15 protein-coding genes, 1 tRNA gene and 1 pseudogene are annotated in these 16480 nt (G+C 61.8%); 9 read left to right on the top strand and 8 right to left on the bottom strand.

Annotated features, from left to right (window positions below; translation table 11 throughout):
- A pseudogene (locus tag Q7V20_RS03650) lies at nt 1–287 on the bottom strand (tyrosine--tRNA ligase); the annotation flags it as partial.
- Nucleotides 288–394: 107 nt separating this feature from the next.
- Here Q7V20_RS03650 and Q7V20_RS03645 point away from each other — a divergent pair.
- Both Q7V20_RS03645 and Q7V20_RS03640 read left to right on the top strand, forming a co-directional pair.
- Nucleotides 395–1825 (top strand): M23 family metallopeptidase, encoded by a 1431-nt coding sequence (locus tag Q7V20_RS03645; protein WP_304787276.1) that lies wholly within the window; start codon nt 395–397, stop codon nt 1823–1825.
- Between the two features lie 6 nt (nt 1826–1831).
- Entirely contained in the window at nt 1832–2950 is a 1119-nt protein-coding gene (locus Q7V20_RS03640; RefSeq protein ID WP_304787274.1) for an anhydro-N-acetylmuramic acid kinase, read from the top strand.
- A 10-nt stretch (nt 2951–2960) separates the two neighbouring features.
- Here Q7V20_RS03640 and erpA read toward each other — a convergent pair whose 3' ends face one another.
- The 6 genes from erpA to rplM all read right to left on the bottom strand — a co-directional run bounded on the left by erpA (nt 2961) and on the right by rplM (nt 6519).
- Nucleotides 2961–3344, bottom strand: coding sequence for an iron-sulfur cluster insertion protein ErpA (gene erpA, locus Q7V20_RS03635; RefSeq protein WP_230178885.1), 384 nt, complete (start codon nt 3342–3344; stop codon nt 2961–2963).
- Nucleotides 3345–3382: 38 nt separating this feature from the next.
- Entirely contained in the window at nt 3383–3778 is a 396-nt protein-coding gene (locus Q7V20_RS03630) for a polymer-forming cytoskeletal protein (protein WP_304787273.1), read from the bottom strand.
- Nucleotides 3779–3797: 19 nt separating this feature from the next.
- Nucleotides 3798–4517 carry a DUF6776 family protein gene (locus tag Q7V20_RS03625; protein WP_304787272.1) on the bottom strand — a complete coding sequence of 240 codons (720 nt, stop codon included), beginning with the start codon at nt 4515–4517 and terminating at the stop codon, nt 3798–3800.
- Complete coding sequence (gene argC, locus Q7V20_RS03620) at nt 4517–5554, bottom strand: N-acetyl-gamma-glutamyl-phosphate reductase (protein WP_304787270.1); 1038 nt, start codon at nt 5552–5554, stop codon at nt 4517–4519. Before argC ends, Q7V20_RS03625 begins: the two co-directional genes overlap by 1 nt.
- Before the next feature lie 134 nt (nt 5555–5688).
- Nucleotides 5689–6081, bottom strand: coding sequence for a 30S ribosomal protein S9 (gene rpsI / locus Q7V20_RS03615; RefSeq protein ID WP_230178882.1), 393 nt, complete (start codon nt 6079–6081; stop codon nt 5689–5691).
- Nucleotides 6082–6090: 9 nt separating this feature from the next.
- Nucleotides 6091–6519: a 50S ribosomal protein L13 gene (rplM, locus tag Q7V20_RS03610; RefSeq protein WP_230178881.1), complete on the bottom strand. Its 429-nt coding sequence runs from the start codon at nt 6517–6519 to the stop codon at nt 6091–6093.
- Between the two features lie 344 nt (nt 6520–6863).
- Here rplM and Q7V20_RS03605 point away from each other — a divergent pair, with 344 nt between their 5' ends.
- On the top strand, nt 6864–7562 hold the full coding sequence (locus Q7V20_RS03605; RefSeq protein WP_304787266.1) for a GNAT family N-acetyltransferase: 699 nt from the start codon (nt 6864–6866) through the stop codon (nt 7560–7562).
- A 91-nt stretch (nt 7563–7653) separates the two neighbouring features.
- Nucleotides 7654–8349 (top strand): DUF2726 domain-containing protein, encoded by a 696-nt coding sequence (locus Q7V20_RS03600; protein ID WP_304787264.1) that lies wholly within the window; start codon nt 7654–7656, stop codon nt 8347–8349.
- Nucleotides 8350–8368: 19 nt separating this feature from the next.
- Here Q7V20_RS03600 and htpG read toward each other — a convergent pair whose 3' ends face one another.
- A complete protein-coding gene (gene htpG / locus Q7V20_RS03595; protein ID WP_304787262.1) occupies nt 8369–10249 on the bottom strand; it encodes a molecular chaperone HtpG in 1881 nt (626 codons plus the stop codon).
- Nucleotides 10250–10418: 169 nt separating this feature from the next.
- Between htpG and Q7V20_RS03590 the strand changes: the two genes are divergently transcribed.
- The 5 genes from Q7V20_RS03590 (at nt 10419) to Q7V20_RS03570 (ending at nt 16368) form a co-directional block, all read left to right on the top strand.
- On the top strand, nt 10419–14054 hold the full coding sequence (locus tag Q7V20_RS03590) for a PAS domain S-box protein (RefSeq protein ID WP_304787261.1): 3636 nt from the start codon (nt 10419–10421) through the stop codon (nt 14052–14054).
- A 61-nt stretch (nt 14055–14115) separates the two neighbouring features.
- Nucleotides 14116–14192: transfer RNA gene (locus Q7V20_RS03585), tRNA-Met, on the top strand.
- 68 nt (nt 14193–14260) lie between these two features.
- Complete coding sequence (gene murU / locus Q7V20_RS03580) at nt 14261–14956, top strand: N-acetylmuramate alpha-1-phosphate uridylyltransferase MurU (RefSeq protein ID WP_304787259.1); 696 nt, start codon at nt 14261–14263, stop codon at nt 14954–14956.
- Complete coding sequence (gene speD / locus Q7V20_RS03575) at nt 14956–15336, top strand: adenosylmethionine decarboxylase (RefSeq protein ID WP_304787257.1); 381 nt, start codon at nt 14956–14958, stop codon at nt 15334–15336. The genes murU and speD overlap by 1 nt, the downstream gene beginning before the upstream one ends.
- A 210-nt stretch (nt 15337–15546) precedes the next feature.
- The gene (locus Q7V20_RS03570; RefSeq protein ID WP_304787255.1) at nt 15547–16368 is read left to right on the top strand and encodes a PEP-CTERM sorting domain-containing protein; all 822 of its coding nucleotides are present in this window, start codon (nt 15547–15549) and stop codon (nt 16366–16368) included.
- Nucleotides 16369–16480: the final 112 nt, after the last annotated feature.

The raw sequence follows: 16480 nt of genomic DNA, 5'->3' as shown, positions 1-16480 counted from the left end.
GTGAAATCGCCTATCAAGAAAACGACCGTGTGGCCGATATCCTGGAGTTGACGCAACTTGTTGAGCACCACGGTGTGGCCCAAGTGGATGTCTGGCGCGGTGGGGTCCATGCCCAACTTGATGCGCAGAGGAACCTTGGTGTCCTCCGAGCGAGCCAGCTTTTTCACCCACTCGCCCTCGGGCAGGAGTTCATCGCAACCGCGGCGAGTGATGGCCAAAGCCTCACGGACCCGGTCGGTCACGGGATGAGAAGGCGATGCTTCAGGGGGTTTTTCAGGGGGCAGCATATTTACCGATGGGTGAAAATCTTACGGCAGGTGACAAGAGCGTGACAGCTATACTTGCTTTTCAGGGATTTTAGGGGACAGCCCCCTACATAGCGGGAATTCGAGTTTTGGCTTCTAACAACGACCTGTTCACCACGCTGAAGTCTTTGCGCAGTTCAACCCTTGGGGGGCTGCAAGCCACCCAGGATGCCATGCACCGGCATCCTCGCCGCGTTGCCGCGGCTGTCTTGGCGCTGCTGGCCGGCTCCACCATGACAGCGTTCGGTGTGGCCCCGCTGACCGCCGCCCAGCTCAACACCCCTCCCAGCATTTCGCAAATCAGCGAAGTCTTGCCTCTGCCGGATCTGGCTGGGCAAGTCGTGCAACTGGATGAGCAGGCCCTGTCGCTGTACCGCAGCGATGTCTCACGCGCCAGCGACACGATCGACACCTTGCTGCATCGCCTGGGTGTCAATGACCCGCAGGCCGCCGAGTTTCTGCGCACCGACCCTGTCGGGCAAACCTTGCTGCTGGGGCGCCCCGGCAAAATGATCAAGGTGATCACCCTGCGTGGCCGATTGATGGAGTTGGTGGCCCGCAGCCCTGCCCAGCAATCCGAACAGCTGGATTCCCACTTCACGCGCTTGACCGTCAACCGCGCGGACGACCAAGCCCCCCTGTCCGCCCACACCGAGCAAGCGCTGCTGCAAGCAAGCACGCAGCTGGCCACCGGCACCATTTCGTCCTCGCTTTATGCAGCAGCCGATGAAGCCAACGTGCCAGATTCGATCACCAACCAGGTCGCCGAAATCTTTGGCAGCGACATCGACTTCCGCCGCGAACTGCGCAAGGGCGACGCCTTCAGCGTGCTCTACGAAGCCCACACGGCCGATGGCGAGCCCATCACCTGGGGCGGCTCGGCGGGCCGTGTCCTGGCCGCACGCTTCATCAACAAAGACAAGGTCCACAACGCGATCTGGCACCAGGAGGCTGGCCGCAAAGGCGCCTACTTCGACCTCACCGGCGTGAGCAAGACGCGCTCTTTCCTGGCCTCTCCGCTGGCCTTTTCCCGCGTCACCTCGGGCTTTTCCATGCGCTTCCACCCCATCCTGCAGCGCTGGAAGGCGCACTTGGGCGTGGACTATGGCGCGCCCAATGGCACAGCAGTCCGCTCGGTCGGTGACGGCAAGGTGAGCTTTGCCGGGCGGCAAAATGGCTATGGCAACGTGATCGAGCTCCAACATTCCGGCGACCGCAAGACGGTTTACGCCCACCTCAGCCGAATCAATGTGCGCGTGGGGCAAAGCGTGGAACAAGGCCAGTTGATCGGTGCTGTGGGCGCCACCGGCTGGGCCACCGGCCCTCACCTGCACTTTGAGTTCAAGGTCAACGGCCGCCAGGTGGACCCAATCGCGATGGCGCGCGCCTCGGAAAGCACCCAGTTGTCGCCCCAAGCCTTGGCGCAATTCAAGCAGATGGTCGCGGGCATGTCGCAAAGGCTCGACGCGGCCCAGCAGCAAAGCCTGGCCGGCGCACACGCCACAGCCCGCTTCGAATAAAGCTTGATGAAACCGGCCCACGGAGAGCTCTACATTGGCTTGATGTCGGGCACCTCGCTGGATGGCATCGACGGCGTTCTGATGGCCCTGGGCTCACCGCCCCCGTGGCGCGCCCTGGCCCATGCGCACCAACCGTTTGACCCTGCCCTCAAGCACACGCTGCTGGCGCTCAACACGCCCGACTCGAACGAGCTGCACCAAGCCGCATTGGCCGCGCAAGACCTGGTGAAAAATTGCGCGCAAGTGGTGAAAGCTGTTTGCGATCGCGCAGGGGTGGCACCATCCCAAATCCGCGCCATTGGCGCCCACGGCCAGACCGTTCGCCATCGGCCAGAACTGGGTTACACCCTGCAGCTCAATGCACCAGCCTTGCTGGCGGAGCTGACAGGCATTGACGTGGTGGCGGATTTTCGCAGCCGAGATGTGGCCGCAGGCGGACAAGGCGCACCGCTGGTGCCGGCCTTTCACCAAGCCTTGTTTGAGCACCCCACAGAAACCGTGGTTGTGCTGAACGTGGGCGGCATGGCCAACCTCAGCATCTTGCGGGCACCTGAGCCACCACTTGGTTTTGACTGCGGCCCGGGCAATGCCTTGATGGATGCCTGGTGCGAGCAGCACACTGGCCGCCCCTATGACGAAGATGGCGCCTGGGGTGCTCAAGGGCAGGTGAACTTGGCCGCGCTGGAAGTGGCCTTGTCAGCCCCCTTCTTCGGCATGCCACCGCCCAAGAGCACAGGGCGAGACCTCTTCAACCCAAGCTGGCTGCAGCAGTGGCTGAAAGCCACGGGCATGGCCACGCAAACGCCCCAGGATGCGCAAGCCACACTTTGCGAGTTGACCGTCCGCAGCGCCGCCATGGCCATGAAAACTCATGCGCCCACGGCCAGTCAGTTGGTGGTGTGTGGTGGCGGCGCACTCAATGGCGCGCTGATGCAACGCCTGCAAGCCAATCTGCCTGGCGTGCTGGTGCAGCCTTCAGATGCCCACGGCTTGCCCGTGATGCAGGTTGAAGCCGCGGCCTTTGCCTGGCTGGCTCAACGCCATGTTCACCACCTGGCGGGCAATGTGCCGCAGGTGACTGGCGCCAAGGGCCACCGAATATTAGGCGCCCTTTACCCTGCTTGACCCCGAAGAATCAGGCCGAGAAGCTGGAGCCACAACCGCAAGTGGTCGTGGCATTGGGGTTGCGAATCACGAACTGGGCGCCTTCGAGGTCATCCTTGTAATCGATCTCGGCACCCACCAGGTACTGCAAGCTCATGGCATCGATCAGCAGGGAAACACCGTTCTTCTCCATGCGGGTGTCGTCTTCGTTCACGATCTCGTCAAACGTGAAACCGTATTGGAAGCCTGAGCAGCCGCCGCCCTGCACGAACACGCGCAGTTTGAGGTCCGGATTGCCTTCTTCAGCGACCAATTCCGCCACCTTGCCTGCTGCGCTGTCGGTGAAGACGATGGGGGCCGGGGGCACGTCGCCAGCCAGGGCTTCGGGGGCAGTGGTTTCAAGAACAGCGGTCATGGGAATACTCCAGGTACAGATAAAGAGGCGAGCGGTGCTCAGCCATTGTTCGAAGCCAGCTTCAAAGCTGCGGGCTTGTCGTCAGATTTCAAGGGGTGCAACTCGCCATCAATGGTGGCGCCTTGGTGCATTTCCAGAGCCTCGTAGCGTACATCACCCACGATGCGCGCCTTGGGCTGAAGCTCCAGCAAGTCTTCAGCGACCACGGGGCCGTTCACCATCCCATTGATGATGACATGACCTGCCCTGACCTTGCCGGTGACCTTGGCTTTGTCGCTGATGACCAGCAAGGAGCGCCCCTCGCCAGTGCAAGTGATGTTGCCAATCACCTCGCCATCGATGCGCAAGCCGTCGGCAAAGCGCAACTCGCCGGTGATGACAGTGCCTTCGCCCACCAGGGTTCGGATGAGGGGGGTCTTTTTCCAACCAAACATCAAGGGTGCTCCTTCATGATCACATTCGCAGGGATTGCGTGGCGACTTCCTTGCCATTGTCGTCAAGCACCCGCACCTGAACCTGCTTCACCACGGCATTGGCAGGGTATTGAACCGTGCCATCCACACGCCGATATTGTTTGAATTGCAAAGGCTGGCTCACCACGGGCCCCGGCTGAATCCAGGGCTTGCCATCGAAAGTGCCCGACAGCAGCAATTCGTAGCGGCCCTTGAACTCGGGCTGCACGCGCCCGCCATGTTGCATCACGATCACTTGAAAGCGCAATTGCCCCTGCGCGGGCAGGTCAGCCTGGAGTCCCCGAACCGACAACCCCTCGCTGGTCACGGGCAGCAGGCGCTCGAAAAAGCCAAGGTCATCTTTCAAAGCCTGGTTTTCAGCTTCCAGGGCTTTGACCTGCTCGGTCAGCCGCGTTTGGGTGGCTTGCTCGGCCTTGATGAGGCTGTCGGCCGCATTGGCCAGGGACTGTGCGCGGTCGCGCTCCTGGCGCGTGTCGTCCAGTTGCTGGCGAATCTGCACCAGGTCGTCGGACGCAGGCCGGGCGCCCGGATTCAGGCCTGCAATGTTGCGCCCGAACTCAAACGCCCAAAGCCCGATCGCACCAGAGAAACCCAGCACCAAAGCGGCCAGCACCCAACGCACGGGCCAAGGCAGGTGGCTGCGCACCGACATGCGCGGCGCGCTGATCGACAGGCGCCGCCTGATCAGCCGCCAACGCATCAGGGCAGGACCGGCACGTGGGTCAGGCCCAGGTGTTCTTCAAGACCGCACATCAGGTTCATGCACTGCACGGCCTGGCCCGAGGCACCCTTGGTGAGGTTGTCTTCCACCACCAGCACCATGACGGTGTCAGGCAGGGGGCGGTGCACCGCGATGCGCACAGTGTTGCTGGCACGCACGCTGCGGGTTTCGGGTGCGCTGCCAGCAGGCAACACGTCCACAAAACGCTCGCCTTGGTAGAAGGTCTCGTACAAGGCTTGCAGATCGGCCGCTTGGCCTGCGCTGTTGAGGCGCGCGTACAAGGTGGAATGGATGCCGCGGATCAAGGGCAGCAGGTGCGGCACGAACAGACAATTCACGCTGTCGTCGCCCGCGATGATGCGCAACTGCTGGTTGATCTCGGGACCATGCCGGTGGCCCTTGACGCCATAGGCCTTGAAGTTGTCGCTGGCCTCGGCCATCAGGGTGTGGACCTCGGCCTTGCGCCCTGCCCCCGACACGCCCGACGCGCAGTTGGCGATCAGGTGCGTGGGGTCGATCAGCTTGTGCTTGAGCAGCGGCGCATAGCCCAACTGCACCGAGGTGGGGTAGCAGCCGGGGTTGCCGATGATGCGGGCCTTCTTGATGGCTTCGCGGTTGATTTCAGGCAGGCCATAAACCGCCTCGGCCAACAGGTCGGGGCAGCTGTGCGCCATGCCGTACCACTGCTCGAACTCGGCCAGGTTTTGCAAGCGGAAATCGGCCGCCAGATCGATCACCTTGACGCCCGCGGCCAGCAGCTCACGCGCCTGGGCCATGGCCACACCGTGCGGTGTTGCAAAAAACACGACGTCGCAGGATTTCAGATCCGCCTCGTCCGGCGTCACGAAAGGCAGGTCGACATGACCACGCAGGCTGGGGTACATGTCGGAGACCGGCATGCCCGCTTCTTTGCGGCTAGTGATGGCCTGGATCTGGACCTGGGGGTGCTGCGACAACAGGCGCAGCAATTCGACGCCCGTGTAGCCCGTGCCACCAACGATGCCGACCTTGATCATGATGTGTCCTTTGATGCCTGGAGCGAGAAGCTCGCCATTCTAGGGTGAATGAAAAAAAACCCGCCACAGCTGCCTGGGCGGGTTTTCTTGTCAGATAAGCCTGCCCCAACAGCAGCAGGCTCTGACCAATCGGATCAGCGCTTGCTGAATTGCTTCCGGCGACGAGCACCGTGCAGACCGACCTTCTTACGTTCGACTTCGCGAGCATCGCGGGTCACGAAACCGGCGCGGCTCAAGTCAGGCTTGAGTGCTGCGTCGAAATCGATCAGAGCACGGGTCACGCCGTGGCGCACAGCGCCGGCTTGACCAGACTCGCCGCCACCCTTGACGCTGACCTTGATGTCGAAGGCTTCGACATTGTTGGTCAGGAACAGGGGTTGCTTGACGATCATGATCGAGGTTTGACGGCCGAAGTAGTCTTCGACAGGCTTACCGTTGACGATGATCTGGCCGGTGCCCTTCTTGATGAAGACGCGGGCGATGGACGACTTGCGACGTCCGGTGCCATAGTTCCAATTACCGATCATGGCCGCTCCTTAGATTTCCAGGGGCTTGGGGCTTTGCGCGGCGTGCGGATGGGCACTGCCTGCATAAACCTTCAGCTTCTTGATCATGGCATAGCCCAGGGGGCCCTTGGGCAGCATGCCCTTGACTGCCTTTTCAATGGCACGACCAGGATGCTTGGCTTGCATGTCCTTGAACGTGGTGGCGTGGATACCGCCGGGGTGACCCGAGTGGCGGTAGTACACCTTGTCAGTGGCTTTGTTGCCAGTGACGCGAATTTTGTCCGAGTTGACGATGATGATGAAGTCACCGGTGTCAACGTGTGGCGTGTAAATGGCTTTGTGCTTTCCGCGCAGACGGAGAGCGACTTCGCTGGCCACTCGTCCTAACACCTTGTCGGTGGCGTCGATCACAAACCACTCGTGCGTCACTTCGGCCGGCTTGGCGCTGAAGGTATTCATGAATTTTCCTAAGTGGTGAAACTGACTGACTGTCGTCATTGGTGCCACTTCTTGGAAATTGTGGTGGCCTCTCAGACAACGCTGCTGCTTCTATAAAACATCTATAGAAAAAAGCTGGGTTGTTTTGAACAAACAGAGCAACCCATCCCCGGCAGTCAAGTCGGGAACTCAAGATTCTACTGTGATTCACCCTGATAGCGCAATAGTGGGGTAAAAGCGTGCCTCATGACCACATGGCCCGGCTTGCCAAGCCCGACACCACACTCTACGATGAGTGATAACCCTCGATCGAGGGTGAGGGTGACAACCGGTCGCCTTCGCCACGGCCAGGAAGGGGTCACACAATGACCGCTCACAATTCTGAATCCTCATCATCGCTGGACAAGTTTGGATTGGCCCACCCGCCCGGTGGCGCACCTTCCCCACATCCACGGGCAGACCTGGTGCACCACTGGGTGCCCATCCGCGACCTGAAACCCCATCACCGACGACGAATCCTCGACCACTTGCTTTCGTTGAATGAACACGACCGTTACCTGCGCTTCGGGTTTCTGGCACCGCTTGAGCAATTGTCCAGGTACGTGGCGTCCATCGATTTTCGCCGCGACGAAGTGTTCGGCATTTTCAGTCGACGCTTGCAGCTTCTGGCCGTGGCCCACCTGGCCGCCATGCCACGCGGGCATGTGCGGGGATCGGCGATGGAGTTTGGCGTATCGGTGTTGCCCGAAGGGCGCGGCAAGGGCCTGGGCCTGAGGTTGTTCCAGCACGCCATCACCCATGCGCGCAACCGGGGGGCCAGCCACCTGGTCATCCATGCCCTGGCTGAAAATGCGCCCATGCTGCGCATTGCCACCAAGGCAGGCGCTACCGTTGAGCAATTCGGACAAGATGCCGAGGGTTGGCTGAAATTGCCCAAGGACACGGTGGCCACCCACCTGGAAAGCTCCTTGCAATCACTGGCGGCAGAGGCGATCTACCGGGTCAAATACTGGACGGCACACTTCAGCGACTGGCTGCGGATGCTGGTGTCTTCCGCCTCGTGAAAAGCGGCTCCCGCGTTCGAGCGCCCCTTTCTTGGGGATTGGAACATCGGCAAAACTGAGTACTATTACCACCACTTATTCAAGGGGTAGTATGCAGTTGGATCCGTTGCTGATAGGCGTCATGGTGCTGGCCGCGCTCGCGGGCTTGCTGCTGGGCGTCGTCTCGCAGCGGCGCCGCCCGGCCAGCAAACGCGAATGGCCCCGGCGCTGGAACCTCAACGCCCGCCCCCTCTTCACCACCGACGAGCGCCTCCTGTTCAAGGAGCTGCGCGCCGCCCTGCCCAATCACGTGGTGCTGGCCAAATTGAACCTGCTGCGCTTTTGCCAGGCCGCCGACGAGTTTGAAGCGCGGAACTGGTACGACCGGCTGCACACCCTGCACGTGTCGTTCGCGGTGTGCACACCCAATGGGTCCGTGGTGTCGGTGATCGACATCGACTCGCCCAGCAAGGCGTCATCAGCGCGGTCTCAGCGCATGAAGGAGGCCGTGCTGGAGGCCTGCCGCGTGCGCTATGTGCGCTGCCGCCCCGGGCAATGGCCGCACCAGGCCTTGATCGCAGCCTGGGCTTTGGGCCACAGCCAGGCCGGCCCTGCGCACCACACGATCAGCGATTCCCTGCACGATGCGGGCGATGAGGTGGCCCGCAAGTTGCGCCAACGCCGCGCGGAACGCGCTGCGCGCTGGGCCGAGTCCAGTTTTGCACAAGACTCGTTCTTCGCATTCGACAGTCGCCTGGAAAGCAGCCTTCACTCGGAGCCGGCGCCGCTTCAAGCGTCCAGCAAGTGAAGCCCCCTCCATCACGTCATCACGCGGCCAACAGGGTGTTGACTCGGCGCACGTAGGCCGCCGGGTCGTCCAGGTGACCACCTTCAGCCAGCATGGCTTGGTCGAACACGATGTGGGCCAGGTCGTCGAACTGCTCGCTGGTGTCCAGCTTCCTGAGCAGGGCGTGCTCAGGGTTCACCTCCAGGACGGGCAAGCCCGCGGGCGCGCTTTGCCCGGCTTGCTTGAGCAGGCGCGCCAGGTGGCCGCTGATGTCGCCCTCTTCTACCACCAGGCAGGCGGGTGAATCGACCAAGCGGGTGGTCACGCGCACGTCCTTGGCCTTGTCTTTCAAGGCGGTTTTCAGGCGCTCCAGCAGGGGCTTGAAGGCGGTGGCGGCTTCTTCGGCCTTCTTCTTTTCTTCTTCGTCCTGCAGGGTGCCCAGGTCGACGGCGCCCTTGGCCACGCTTTGCAGCGGCTTGCCTTCGAACTCGAAAAGGTGCGAGAGCATCCATTCGTCCACGCGGTCCACCAACAGCAACACCTCGATGCCCTTCTTGCGGAAGATTTCCAGTTGCGGGCTGCTCTTGGCGCCGGCCAGGGTCTCGGCGGCGAGCACGTAGATGGCCTCCTGGCCTTCTTTCATGCGGCTGACGTAGTCGGCCAATGAGACGCCTTCATCGGCTTGCGTGGACGCAAAACGGAAGAGCTTGGCCAGGCGTTCACGGTTGGCAAAGTCCTCGCCAATGCCTTCTTTCAGGACCGAGCCAAACTCTTTCCAGAAACTGGCGTACTGGTCTTTCTTGGCCTGGTCTTCGTGGTTGGCCAGTTCCTCCAGCATCGACAAGACGCGCTTGGTACAGCCTTCACGGATGACCTTGACGTCGCGGCTTTCTTGGAGGATTTCGCGCGAGACATTCAAAGGCAGGTCGGCGCTGTCGACCACGCCCTTGACGAAGCGCAGGTAGGACGGCAACAGGGCTTCGGCATCGTCCATGATGAAGACGCGCTTGACGTAAAGCTTGAGGCCACCGCGCTTCTCGCGGTTCCACAGGTCGTGCGGGGCGTGGGCGGGCACGTAGAGCAGTTGGGTGTATTCGCTGCGGCCTTCGACGCGGTTGTGCGTGTGGGCCAGCGGTGCCTGGCTGTCATGGCTGATCTGCTTGTAGAACTCCTGGTACTGCTCCTCAGAAATGTCGCTCTTGCTGCGAGCCCACAAGGCGGCGGCCTGGTTGACGGGATCCCACTCGTCCTTGAGGACTTGCTCGCCCTTCTCCTGGTCCCACTCTTCTTTTTGCATGAGGATGGGCAGGGAGATGTGGTCGGAGTATTTGCTGATGATGCTGCGCAGCTTCCAGCTGGAGAGGAACTCGTCTTCGCCTTCGCGCAGGTGCAGGACGACGTCGGTGCCGCGGGTGGGCTTGTCGATGGCCTCGACCTCGAAGTCGCCAGCGCCTTCGCTGGTCCAGCGCACGCCCTCGGACGCGGGCGCACCGGCTCGGCGCGTTTCAACGGTGAGGCGGTCGGCCACAATGAAACCGCTGTAAAAACCCACGCCGAACTGGCCAATGAGTTGCGAATCCTTCTGCTGGTCGCCCGACAGCTTGCCCATGAACTCCTTGGTGCCGCTCTTGGCGATGGTGCCCAGGTGGTCGATGGCCTCTTGCGAGCTCATGCCGATGCCGTTGTCGCGGATGGTGATGGTGCGGGCGGCCTTGTCGACCAGCACGCGCACTTCCAGGTTCGGCGCGTCTTCGTACAGGCCGCTGTGGTCCAGGGCTTCGAAACGGAGCTTGTCGCAAGCATCGGACGCGTTGGAAATCAACTCGCGCAGGAAGATTTCCTTGTTGGAGTACAGCGAGTGAGTGACCAGGTGCAGCAATTGCTTGACCTCGGCCTGGAATGAAAGCGTGGTTTTGTCCATGGTCTATTTTTAGTGCGGGCAACAGTGAAGCCCCGAAGATAAGGCAGCCTCCATGGATTTCAAGGCCTGCCCTTGCAAATGATCACCAAGCCAAGGCCAGCGACCATGGAACAATGGGCCGAATAACGGGTGAGTCGCCCGAGAAAAAACGCCAGCCAACTGATTCACCATGTCACTTCGATTTCTAGACGGCGGGGGCGCCATGGGCGCCTTGATCCGAGCCCAGGACTGGGCCAGCACCCCCCTGGGGCGGCCTGCCGATTGGCCCCAGCCGCTCAAAACCATCGTGGGCGTCATGCTGGGAGCCAACCAGGCCATGTTCGCAGCCTGGGGGCCGCAGCAGGTCATGTTCTACAACGACCTGTACGCCGACATCCTGGGTGGGCACCACCCGGCGGCGCTGGGGCGCCCCTTCGCCGAGGTCTGGTACGACATCATCGACGAGATAGGGCCCATCATGGCGAAGGCCTACGCTGGGGTGCCAACGTCCATGGAGGACATCGAACTGACGATGCTTCGCCATGGCCGGGCTGAAGAAACCCACTTCTCGTTTTTCTACACGCCGCTGCGCGATGAGAACGGCGATGTCCAGGGCGTGTTTTGCGCCTGCAACGAGATCACCGCACAGGTGTTTGCGGAACGTGAACGGGTGGCCGAGCTGGAGCGCCTTCGCGCCCTGTTCGAGCAATCCCCCAGCTTCGTGGCGGTGCTGCGCGGCCCCGAGCACGTTTTCGAGTTGGCCAATCCGGCTTACCTGAAGATCGTTTCGCGCCAGGATATCCTGGGCAAAACAGTGCTGCAGGCCTTGCCCGAAGTGGCAGACCAAGGTTTCCTGGCCTTGCTGGACCAGGTTTACCGCAGCGGCGAACCCTTTTCGGGGCGAGCCGTTCCGGTGTTGTTGTCCAGCCAGCCCGGCATGGCAAGTGAACGCCGCTTCCTTGATTTCGTTTACCAGCCCATCTTCGATAACCAGGGCGCGGTGACCGGCATTTTTGTAGAAGGTGTTGACGTGACGGCAGCCCACGAGGCGGCCCAGGCACTGGCCGCCTCCAATGACCAGCTTGCTCGTGCGCAAGCGGCCGGCGGCGTGGGCATTTTCACCCTGGACCTGCTCCAGAACATGCTGACGGTCACGCCAGAGATGTGCCGCATCTTCGGCCTGCCCGAACAAGCGCAAGTGGCGCCAGACACCTTTGAAAAGCTGGTCATCTCCGACGACGTCGAAATGGTGTCCAGTTTGGCCACCCGCACCAACGGCGAACTGCCGCTGAAAACGGAATACCGCATTCGTCGGCCAGACAACGGCCAGATTCGCTGGATCGCACGGTCTGCCGAATTTCAATGCGATGAACAAGGTCGTCGCGTGCGCCTGGTCGGCGTGGTCCAGGACGTGACCGAGCGCCACCAGGCGGAACAGATCCTGCGCGAGAGCGAAGAAAAATTCCGCACCTTTGCCCAGGTCATGCCTAACCACGTCTGGACATCGCCGCGCAATGGCCAACTGGACTGGTTCAACGAACGAACACTGGCCTACAGCGGCTTGAGCCACGAGCAACTGACTGGCCAAGGCTGGACGCAGATCGTTCACCCCGATGACTTGCAACGCGCCAGCCTGGCCTGGACACAAGCCTTGTCAAGCGGCCAAATTTACGAGATTGAATTCCGCATCCGGCGTGCCGACGGCGCCTACCGCTGGCACCTGGTGCGCGCCCACCCCATCTGCTCTGGCGATGGCACCCTCATCCGTTGGATCGGCACCAACACCGACATCGAAGACCAGCGATTGGCCAGCGAAGCATTGCTGGCCATGAATGCCACGCTGGAGCAACGCATTGAGGCGCGCACCGAAGAGCGCGACCGCGTCTGGCGCAACTCCCAGGATTTGCTGGTCGTCGTTGGCGGTGATGGTCTCTTCCGTGACGTCAATCCGGCGTGGACACGCATCCTGGGCTTCAGCCGCGAAGAGATCATGGGCCAACACGTCAATGGCTTGATCCACCCGGACGACCGGACCGCCACACTGAACGCCCTGGCCTACGCCACCCACGACGTGCTGGTCCAGTTCGAGAACCGCTTCAGGCACAAGGATGGTGGCCACCGCTGGTTCTCATGGACCGCCTCACCCGACAGCAGCGGCCTGGTCTACGGCAATGGCCGGCACATCACCGCCGAGAAGGAAGCCGAGACCGCGCTGCAGCGCACGCAGGATGCCCTGCGTCAGGCACAAAAAATGGAAGCCATCGGGCAACTGACCGGCGGGGTCGCTCATGATTTCAACAATGTGCTGCAGGTGATTGGCGGCAACCTTCAGTTGTTGCGCGAAGCCACGCGGCACGATGAATCGCTGCAACGCCGGGTTGACGCCGCCATCGCCGGGGTGGACCGCGGCGCCAAACTGGCGCTGCACCTGCTGGCCTTTGCCCGCAAGCAACCCCTGGCTCCCGATGTGCTCAACATCGGGCGGCGCGTGCAAGACCTGGACGACATGCTGCGACGCGTGATTGGCGATTCCATCGATCTGAAAACACGCGTTGCGCGGAACTTGTGGAACACCTTCGTGGATCCGCATGGCCTGGAAAACGTGCTGCTGAACCTGGCCATCAATGCCCGCGACGCCATGAACGGTGCAGGCGAACTGACACTCGAAACAGCCAACGTCAGCCTGGACGATACCGACACGCATGACCACCCTGATGTCACGCCAGGCCAATACGTGATGATCAGCTTGTCGGACACCGGCAGCGGCATGCCGCCGGAGATCCTGGAGCGCGTGTTCGAGCCTTTCTTCACCACCAAGTCCGAAGGTCACGGCACGGGACTGGGCCTGAGCATGGTTTACGGCTTCATCAAGCAAAGCGGCGGCCATGTCAAGATCGACAGCGAGGTGGGCTGCGGCACCACCGTCAAACTCTACCTTCCACGCTCACACCAGACTCAGGAAACCATGCTGCCCGAATTCAGTGGCCCCGTGACCGGCGGCGATGAAACCATCCTGGTGGTCGAAGACGACCCTCAGGTGAGGGAGACCGTCGTGGCGCTCTTGTCAGAGCTGGGATACACCGTCCTCAAATCGCCAGATGCGACCAGCGCCCTGGCCATCCTGCAAAGCGGTGTGCCCATCGACCTTTTGTTCACCGACGTGGTCATGCCCGGCACCTTGCGCAGCCCCGAGTTGGCAGAACTGGCCAGAGAATTGCACCCCGACATCGAGGTGCTTTTCACCTCGGGCTACACCGAAGATGCCATCGTGCACGGCGGCCGCCTTGACCCCGGCGTGGCCCTGCTGAGCAAGCCTTACCGCCGCGAAGACCTGGCCCGCAAGATCCGCCACATGTTCGTGAACCGCAAGTTCGCCGCCACGCTCAAGGCCCACGTCAGGGCCAACCGGTTGGAAGCCCTGGCCACGCCCCAGGCCAAACCAGAAGCGCCCACCACGGCCCACAACGCGCCACCGGGCCTGCGCATCCTGGTGGTCGAGGATGAAGAAGACTCACTGCGGTCCATGCTCGAAATCCTGGAGTTGTCGGGCTATACGGCAGTGGGTGCTCCGTCCGCCGAAAGCGCGCTTGAACTGCTGGACCAGGCCAAGTTCGACGTGCTGATGACCGACATCAGCCTGCCCGGCATGTCCGGGCGAGAGTTTGCCGCCCTGGCCCGTGAACGCCAACCCCTGAAAGTGATCTTTGCCAGCGGCTACGGCCCGCGCAAGGATGAACTGGTTGACGCGGTCTGGTTGCAAAAGCCGTTTGACTTCGATGTGCTGTTCGCGCTGCTGGAAGAACTGGGGTCGGCCATGTCGGCCTGAACAACATCGAGAAGTTTTTTTCAACTGCACTGAAAATCCAGCGTATAATCTTGGGCTCAGTGGCGCTTTAGCTCAGTCGGTTAGAGCGATGGAATCATAATCCACAGGTCCGCGGTTCGAATCCGTGAAGCGCCACCATCCAATTCAAAGGGCTCATGTGCACAACATGAGCCCTTTTTTGCTGGACGCCTCGGTATCATCCCCTCATGACCCTGCCCGCCCTGATCCTGGCCGCTGGACGCGGCGAGCGCATGCGCCCCTTGACGGACCACACCCCCAAGCCTCTACTCAAGGTCCGTGGCAAACCCCTGATTGAATGGCACCTCGAAGCCCTGGCCCGCGATGGCGTGCGCGAGGTCGTCATCAACACGGCCTGGCTGGAGGATCAATTCCCCACCGCTTTGGGCGATGGCTCGCGCTGGGGCCTGCACCTTCAATACTCCATGGAAGCGCGCGACCATGGCGGCGCCCTGGAAACCGCTGGGGGCATCGCCAAAGCCTTGCCCTGGCTGGGCGACGCCTTCTGGGTCCTGGCGGGCGACGTGTTCGCCCCGGACTTCCGATTCGACGATGAAGCGGCGCAACACTTTGCCCAGGGCACGGACTGGGCCCATTTGTGGATGGTGAGCAACCCGCCGCACAACCCGGGCGGCGACTTCGCCTTGTCGCCCGAAGGCCGGGTGCTGCGCAAAGACCGGGCGCCCCCGGCCACGCCGTGCTGGACCTACTCCACCATCGGCCTGTACCGGGCGGCGATGGTGGATGAGGTCGTGGTGGGCAGCCGGACCGCGCTGCGCCCCTGCCTGGACCGCGCCATTGACCAAGGCCGCCTGAGCGCCGAGGTCCACGAGGGGCCATGGGTCGATGTCGGCACGCCCGCACGGCTGGCGGAGCTGGGTTGATGCACGGGCTGCACCTGACGGCGGACTTGCAGGGCTGTTCGGCCTTGAATCCAATGATGACCGATGTGAACGTGCTGCAAGAGCGCTGCCTGAGCATCGTCACCATGGCGGGGCTTCAGGCGGTGGGCCAATGCTTTCATGGCTTTCCGGCGCTGGCACCACACCAGGTCGGCGGCATCACCGGCATGGTCCTGCTGGCCGAGTCGCATCTGGCCGTGCACACCTGGCCCGAATCAGGCGTGGTCACCCTGGATGTGTTCGTGTGCAATCGGAACAGCGACAACTCGGCCGCCGCACACCAGGTCGTCAACCAACTGCGCGATGAGCTCAAGCCAAGCCACTGTCAAGTGCAGGAAGTGCCTCGTATTGCGCAGAATTGAGCATTCATTTGTTTCAAAATGCCACAGCGTGACATTTCTCACTGGGGAAAATTAAGTAGTTCCCCTAGCAAACGGTTACACAATCGGTAGAACCCTATAGGCGGTCTTCAAAGTCATCGCTAGAGTGCAACGGTCGATCAGGTAAGCCGGTCGCCTTTTTGACGTTGAGGAATCATCGAAAAAAGACCGTATTCACAGTGGAGAAATTAAATGAAATTTGCATTGAAAACCTTGGTGGCCACGGCTGCATTCGTGGCTGCTGGTGTTGCAAGCGCCGCCACGCCTTACGCTGGTACCTGGAGCGTGGAGTCCGGCTCGGGCGGTCTGACTTTCTCGGCTGACGCTCTGTCGGCCCTGAGCGCCTCCGGCTCCAGCGTCATCACCGCTGCCACCATCCCCAACATTGCTGGCCTGCCTAACACTGGTGCTGCCAACACGGCCGTCTACACCAAGGCCACCGGCAACGTCAGCCTGACGTTCAACACTGCCACCATCGATGGTGACGCGTTGACTTCGCTGCAAGCCGCCAACTCGCTGGTGCAAATCCGCCGCACCACGTTCAACGACGACGAAACCACGACCACGCGCAGCGTGTTCATGGCTGACTTCGACGTGAACCTGGGCAACTCCACGATTTTCGCGAACCTGTATTCGCGCACTGACGCTGGTGCTCTGGTCAGCTACGGCAAGCAAGCCATCTTCACGGCTGACGTTCCTGGCATCATCGGTGGCACGGGTGGCAACATTGAAGTGACTTCCGAGACTCCTACTTTGGCCTACGGCGCGGCCAGCGGCAGCTTGGCTGGCGCCCTGCGCATGAACGCCGGCACGGCTGACACCATCCTGACCTCCCTGGGTCTGTCGACCGCCGCCACCGACCCTGTCGCGATGCTGGTGCGTGGCGCCAACTGGGGCACAACCCAAGCTGGTGGCACCTTCACGGCTCCAGTGCCTGAGCCAACAACCTACGCCCTGCTGGGCGCAGGCTTGCTGGCCATGGGTGCCGTTGCTCGCCGCCGCAAGGCTGCCTGATTGGCCTTGAATCCGGTTTCGGCCGGATTTTGAGCAAAGCCGCCCTGGCAACAGGGCGGCTTTTTTCCATGCCGGAAACACGCTATTAACCCTGTTAGGGGAAGCCTTACGC

The sequence above is a fragment of the Aquabacterium sp. genome (genome assembly GCF_030652515.1).
In the GTDB taxonomy this organism is placed as follows: domain Bacteria; phylum Pseudomonadota; class Gammaproteobacteria; order Burkholderiales; family Burkholderiaceae_C; genus Aquabacterium.
The sequence above is the reverse complement of the archived record's forward strand: the minus strand, read 5'-3'. Positions and strand labels throughout refer to the sequence as shown.

What these genes read in the sequence shown, in the direction of transcription:
- Q7V20_RS03600 (WP_304787264.1), top strand. Translation starts at nt 7,654, where the DNA reads ATGCAGTTGGATCCGTTGCTGATAGGCGTCATGGTGCTGGCCGCGCTC.
- Q7V20_RS03640 (WP_304787274.1), top strand. Translation starts at nt 1,832, where the DNA reads ATGAAACCGGCCCACGGAGAGCTCTACATTGGCTTGATGTCGGGCACC.
- htpG (WP_304787262.1), bottom strand. Translation starts at nt 10,249, where the DNA reads ATGGACAAAACCACGCTTTCATTCCAGGCCGAGGTCAAGCAATTGCTG.
- argC (WP_304787270.1), bottom strand. Translation starts at nt 5,554, where the DNA reads ATGATCAAGGTCGGCATCGTTGGTGGCACGGGCTACACGGGCGTCGAA.
- murU (WP_304787259.1), top strand. Translation starts at nt 14,261, where the DNA reads ATGACCCTGCCCGCCCTGATCCTGGCCGCTGGACGCGGCGAGCGCATG.
- erpA (WP_230178885.1), bottom strand. Translation starts at nt 3,344, where the DNA reads ATGACCGCTGTTCTTGAAACCACTGCCCCCGAAGCCCTGGCTGGCGAC.
- rpsI (WP_230178882.1), bottom strand. Translation starts at nt 6,081, where the DNA reads ATGATCGGTAATTGGAACTATGGCACCGGACGTCGCAAGTCGTCCATC.
- Q7V20_RS03605 (WP_304787266.1), top strand. Translation starts at nt 6,864, where the DNA reads ATGACCGCTCACAATTCTGAATCCTCATCATCGCTGGACAAGTTTGGA.
- Q7V20_RS03590 (WP_304787261.1), top strand. Translation starts at nt 10,419, where the DNA reads ATGTCACTTCGATTTCTAGACGGCGGGGGCGCCATGGGCGCCTTGATC.
- Q7V20_RS03625 (WP_304787272.1), bottom strand. Translation starts at nt 4,517, where the DNA reads ATGCGTTGGCGGCTGATCAGGCGGCGCCTGTCGATCAGCGCGCCGCGC.
- rplM (WP_230178881.1), bottom strand. Translation starts at nt 6,519, where the DNA reads ATGAATACCTTCAGCGCCAAGCCGGCCGAAGTGACGCACGAGTGGTTT.
- Q7V20_RS03570 (WP_304787255.1), top strand. Translation starts at nt 15,547, where the DNA reads ATGAAATTTGCATTGAAAACCTTGGTGGCCACGGCTGCATTCGTGGCT.
- speD (WP_304787257.1), top strand. Translation starts at nt 14,956, where the DNA reads ATGCACGGGCTGCACCTGACGGCGGACTTGCAGGGCTGTTCGGCCTTG.
- Q7V20_RS03630 (WP_304787273.1), bottom strand. Translation starts at nt 3,778, where the DNA reads ATGTTTGGTTGGAAAAAGACCCCCCTCATCCGAACCCTGGTGGGCGAA.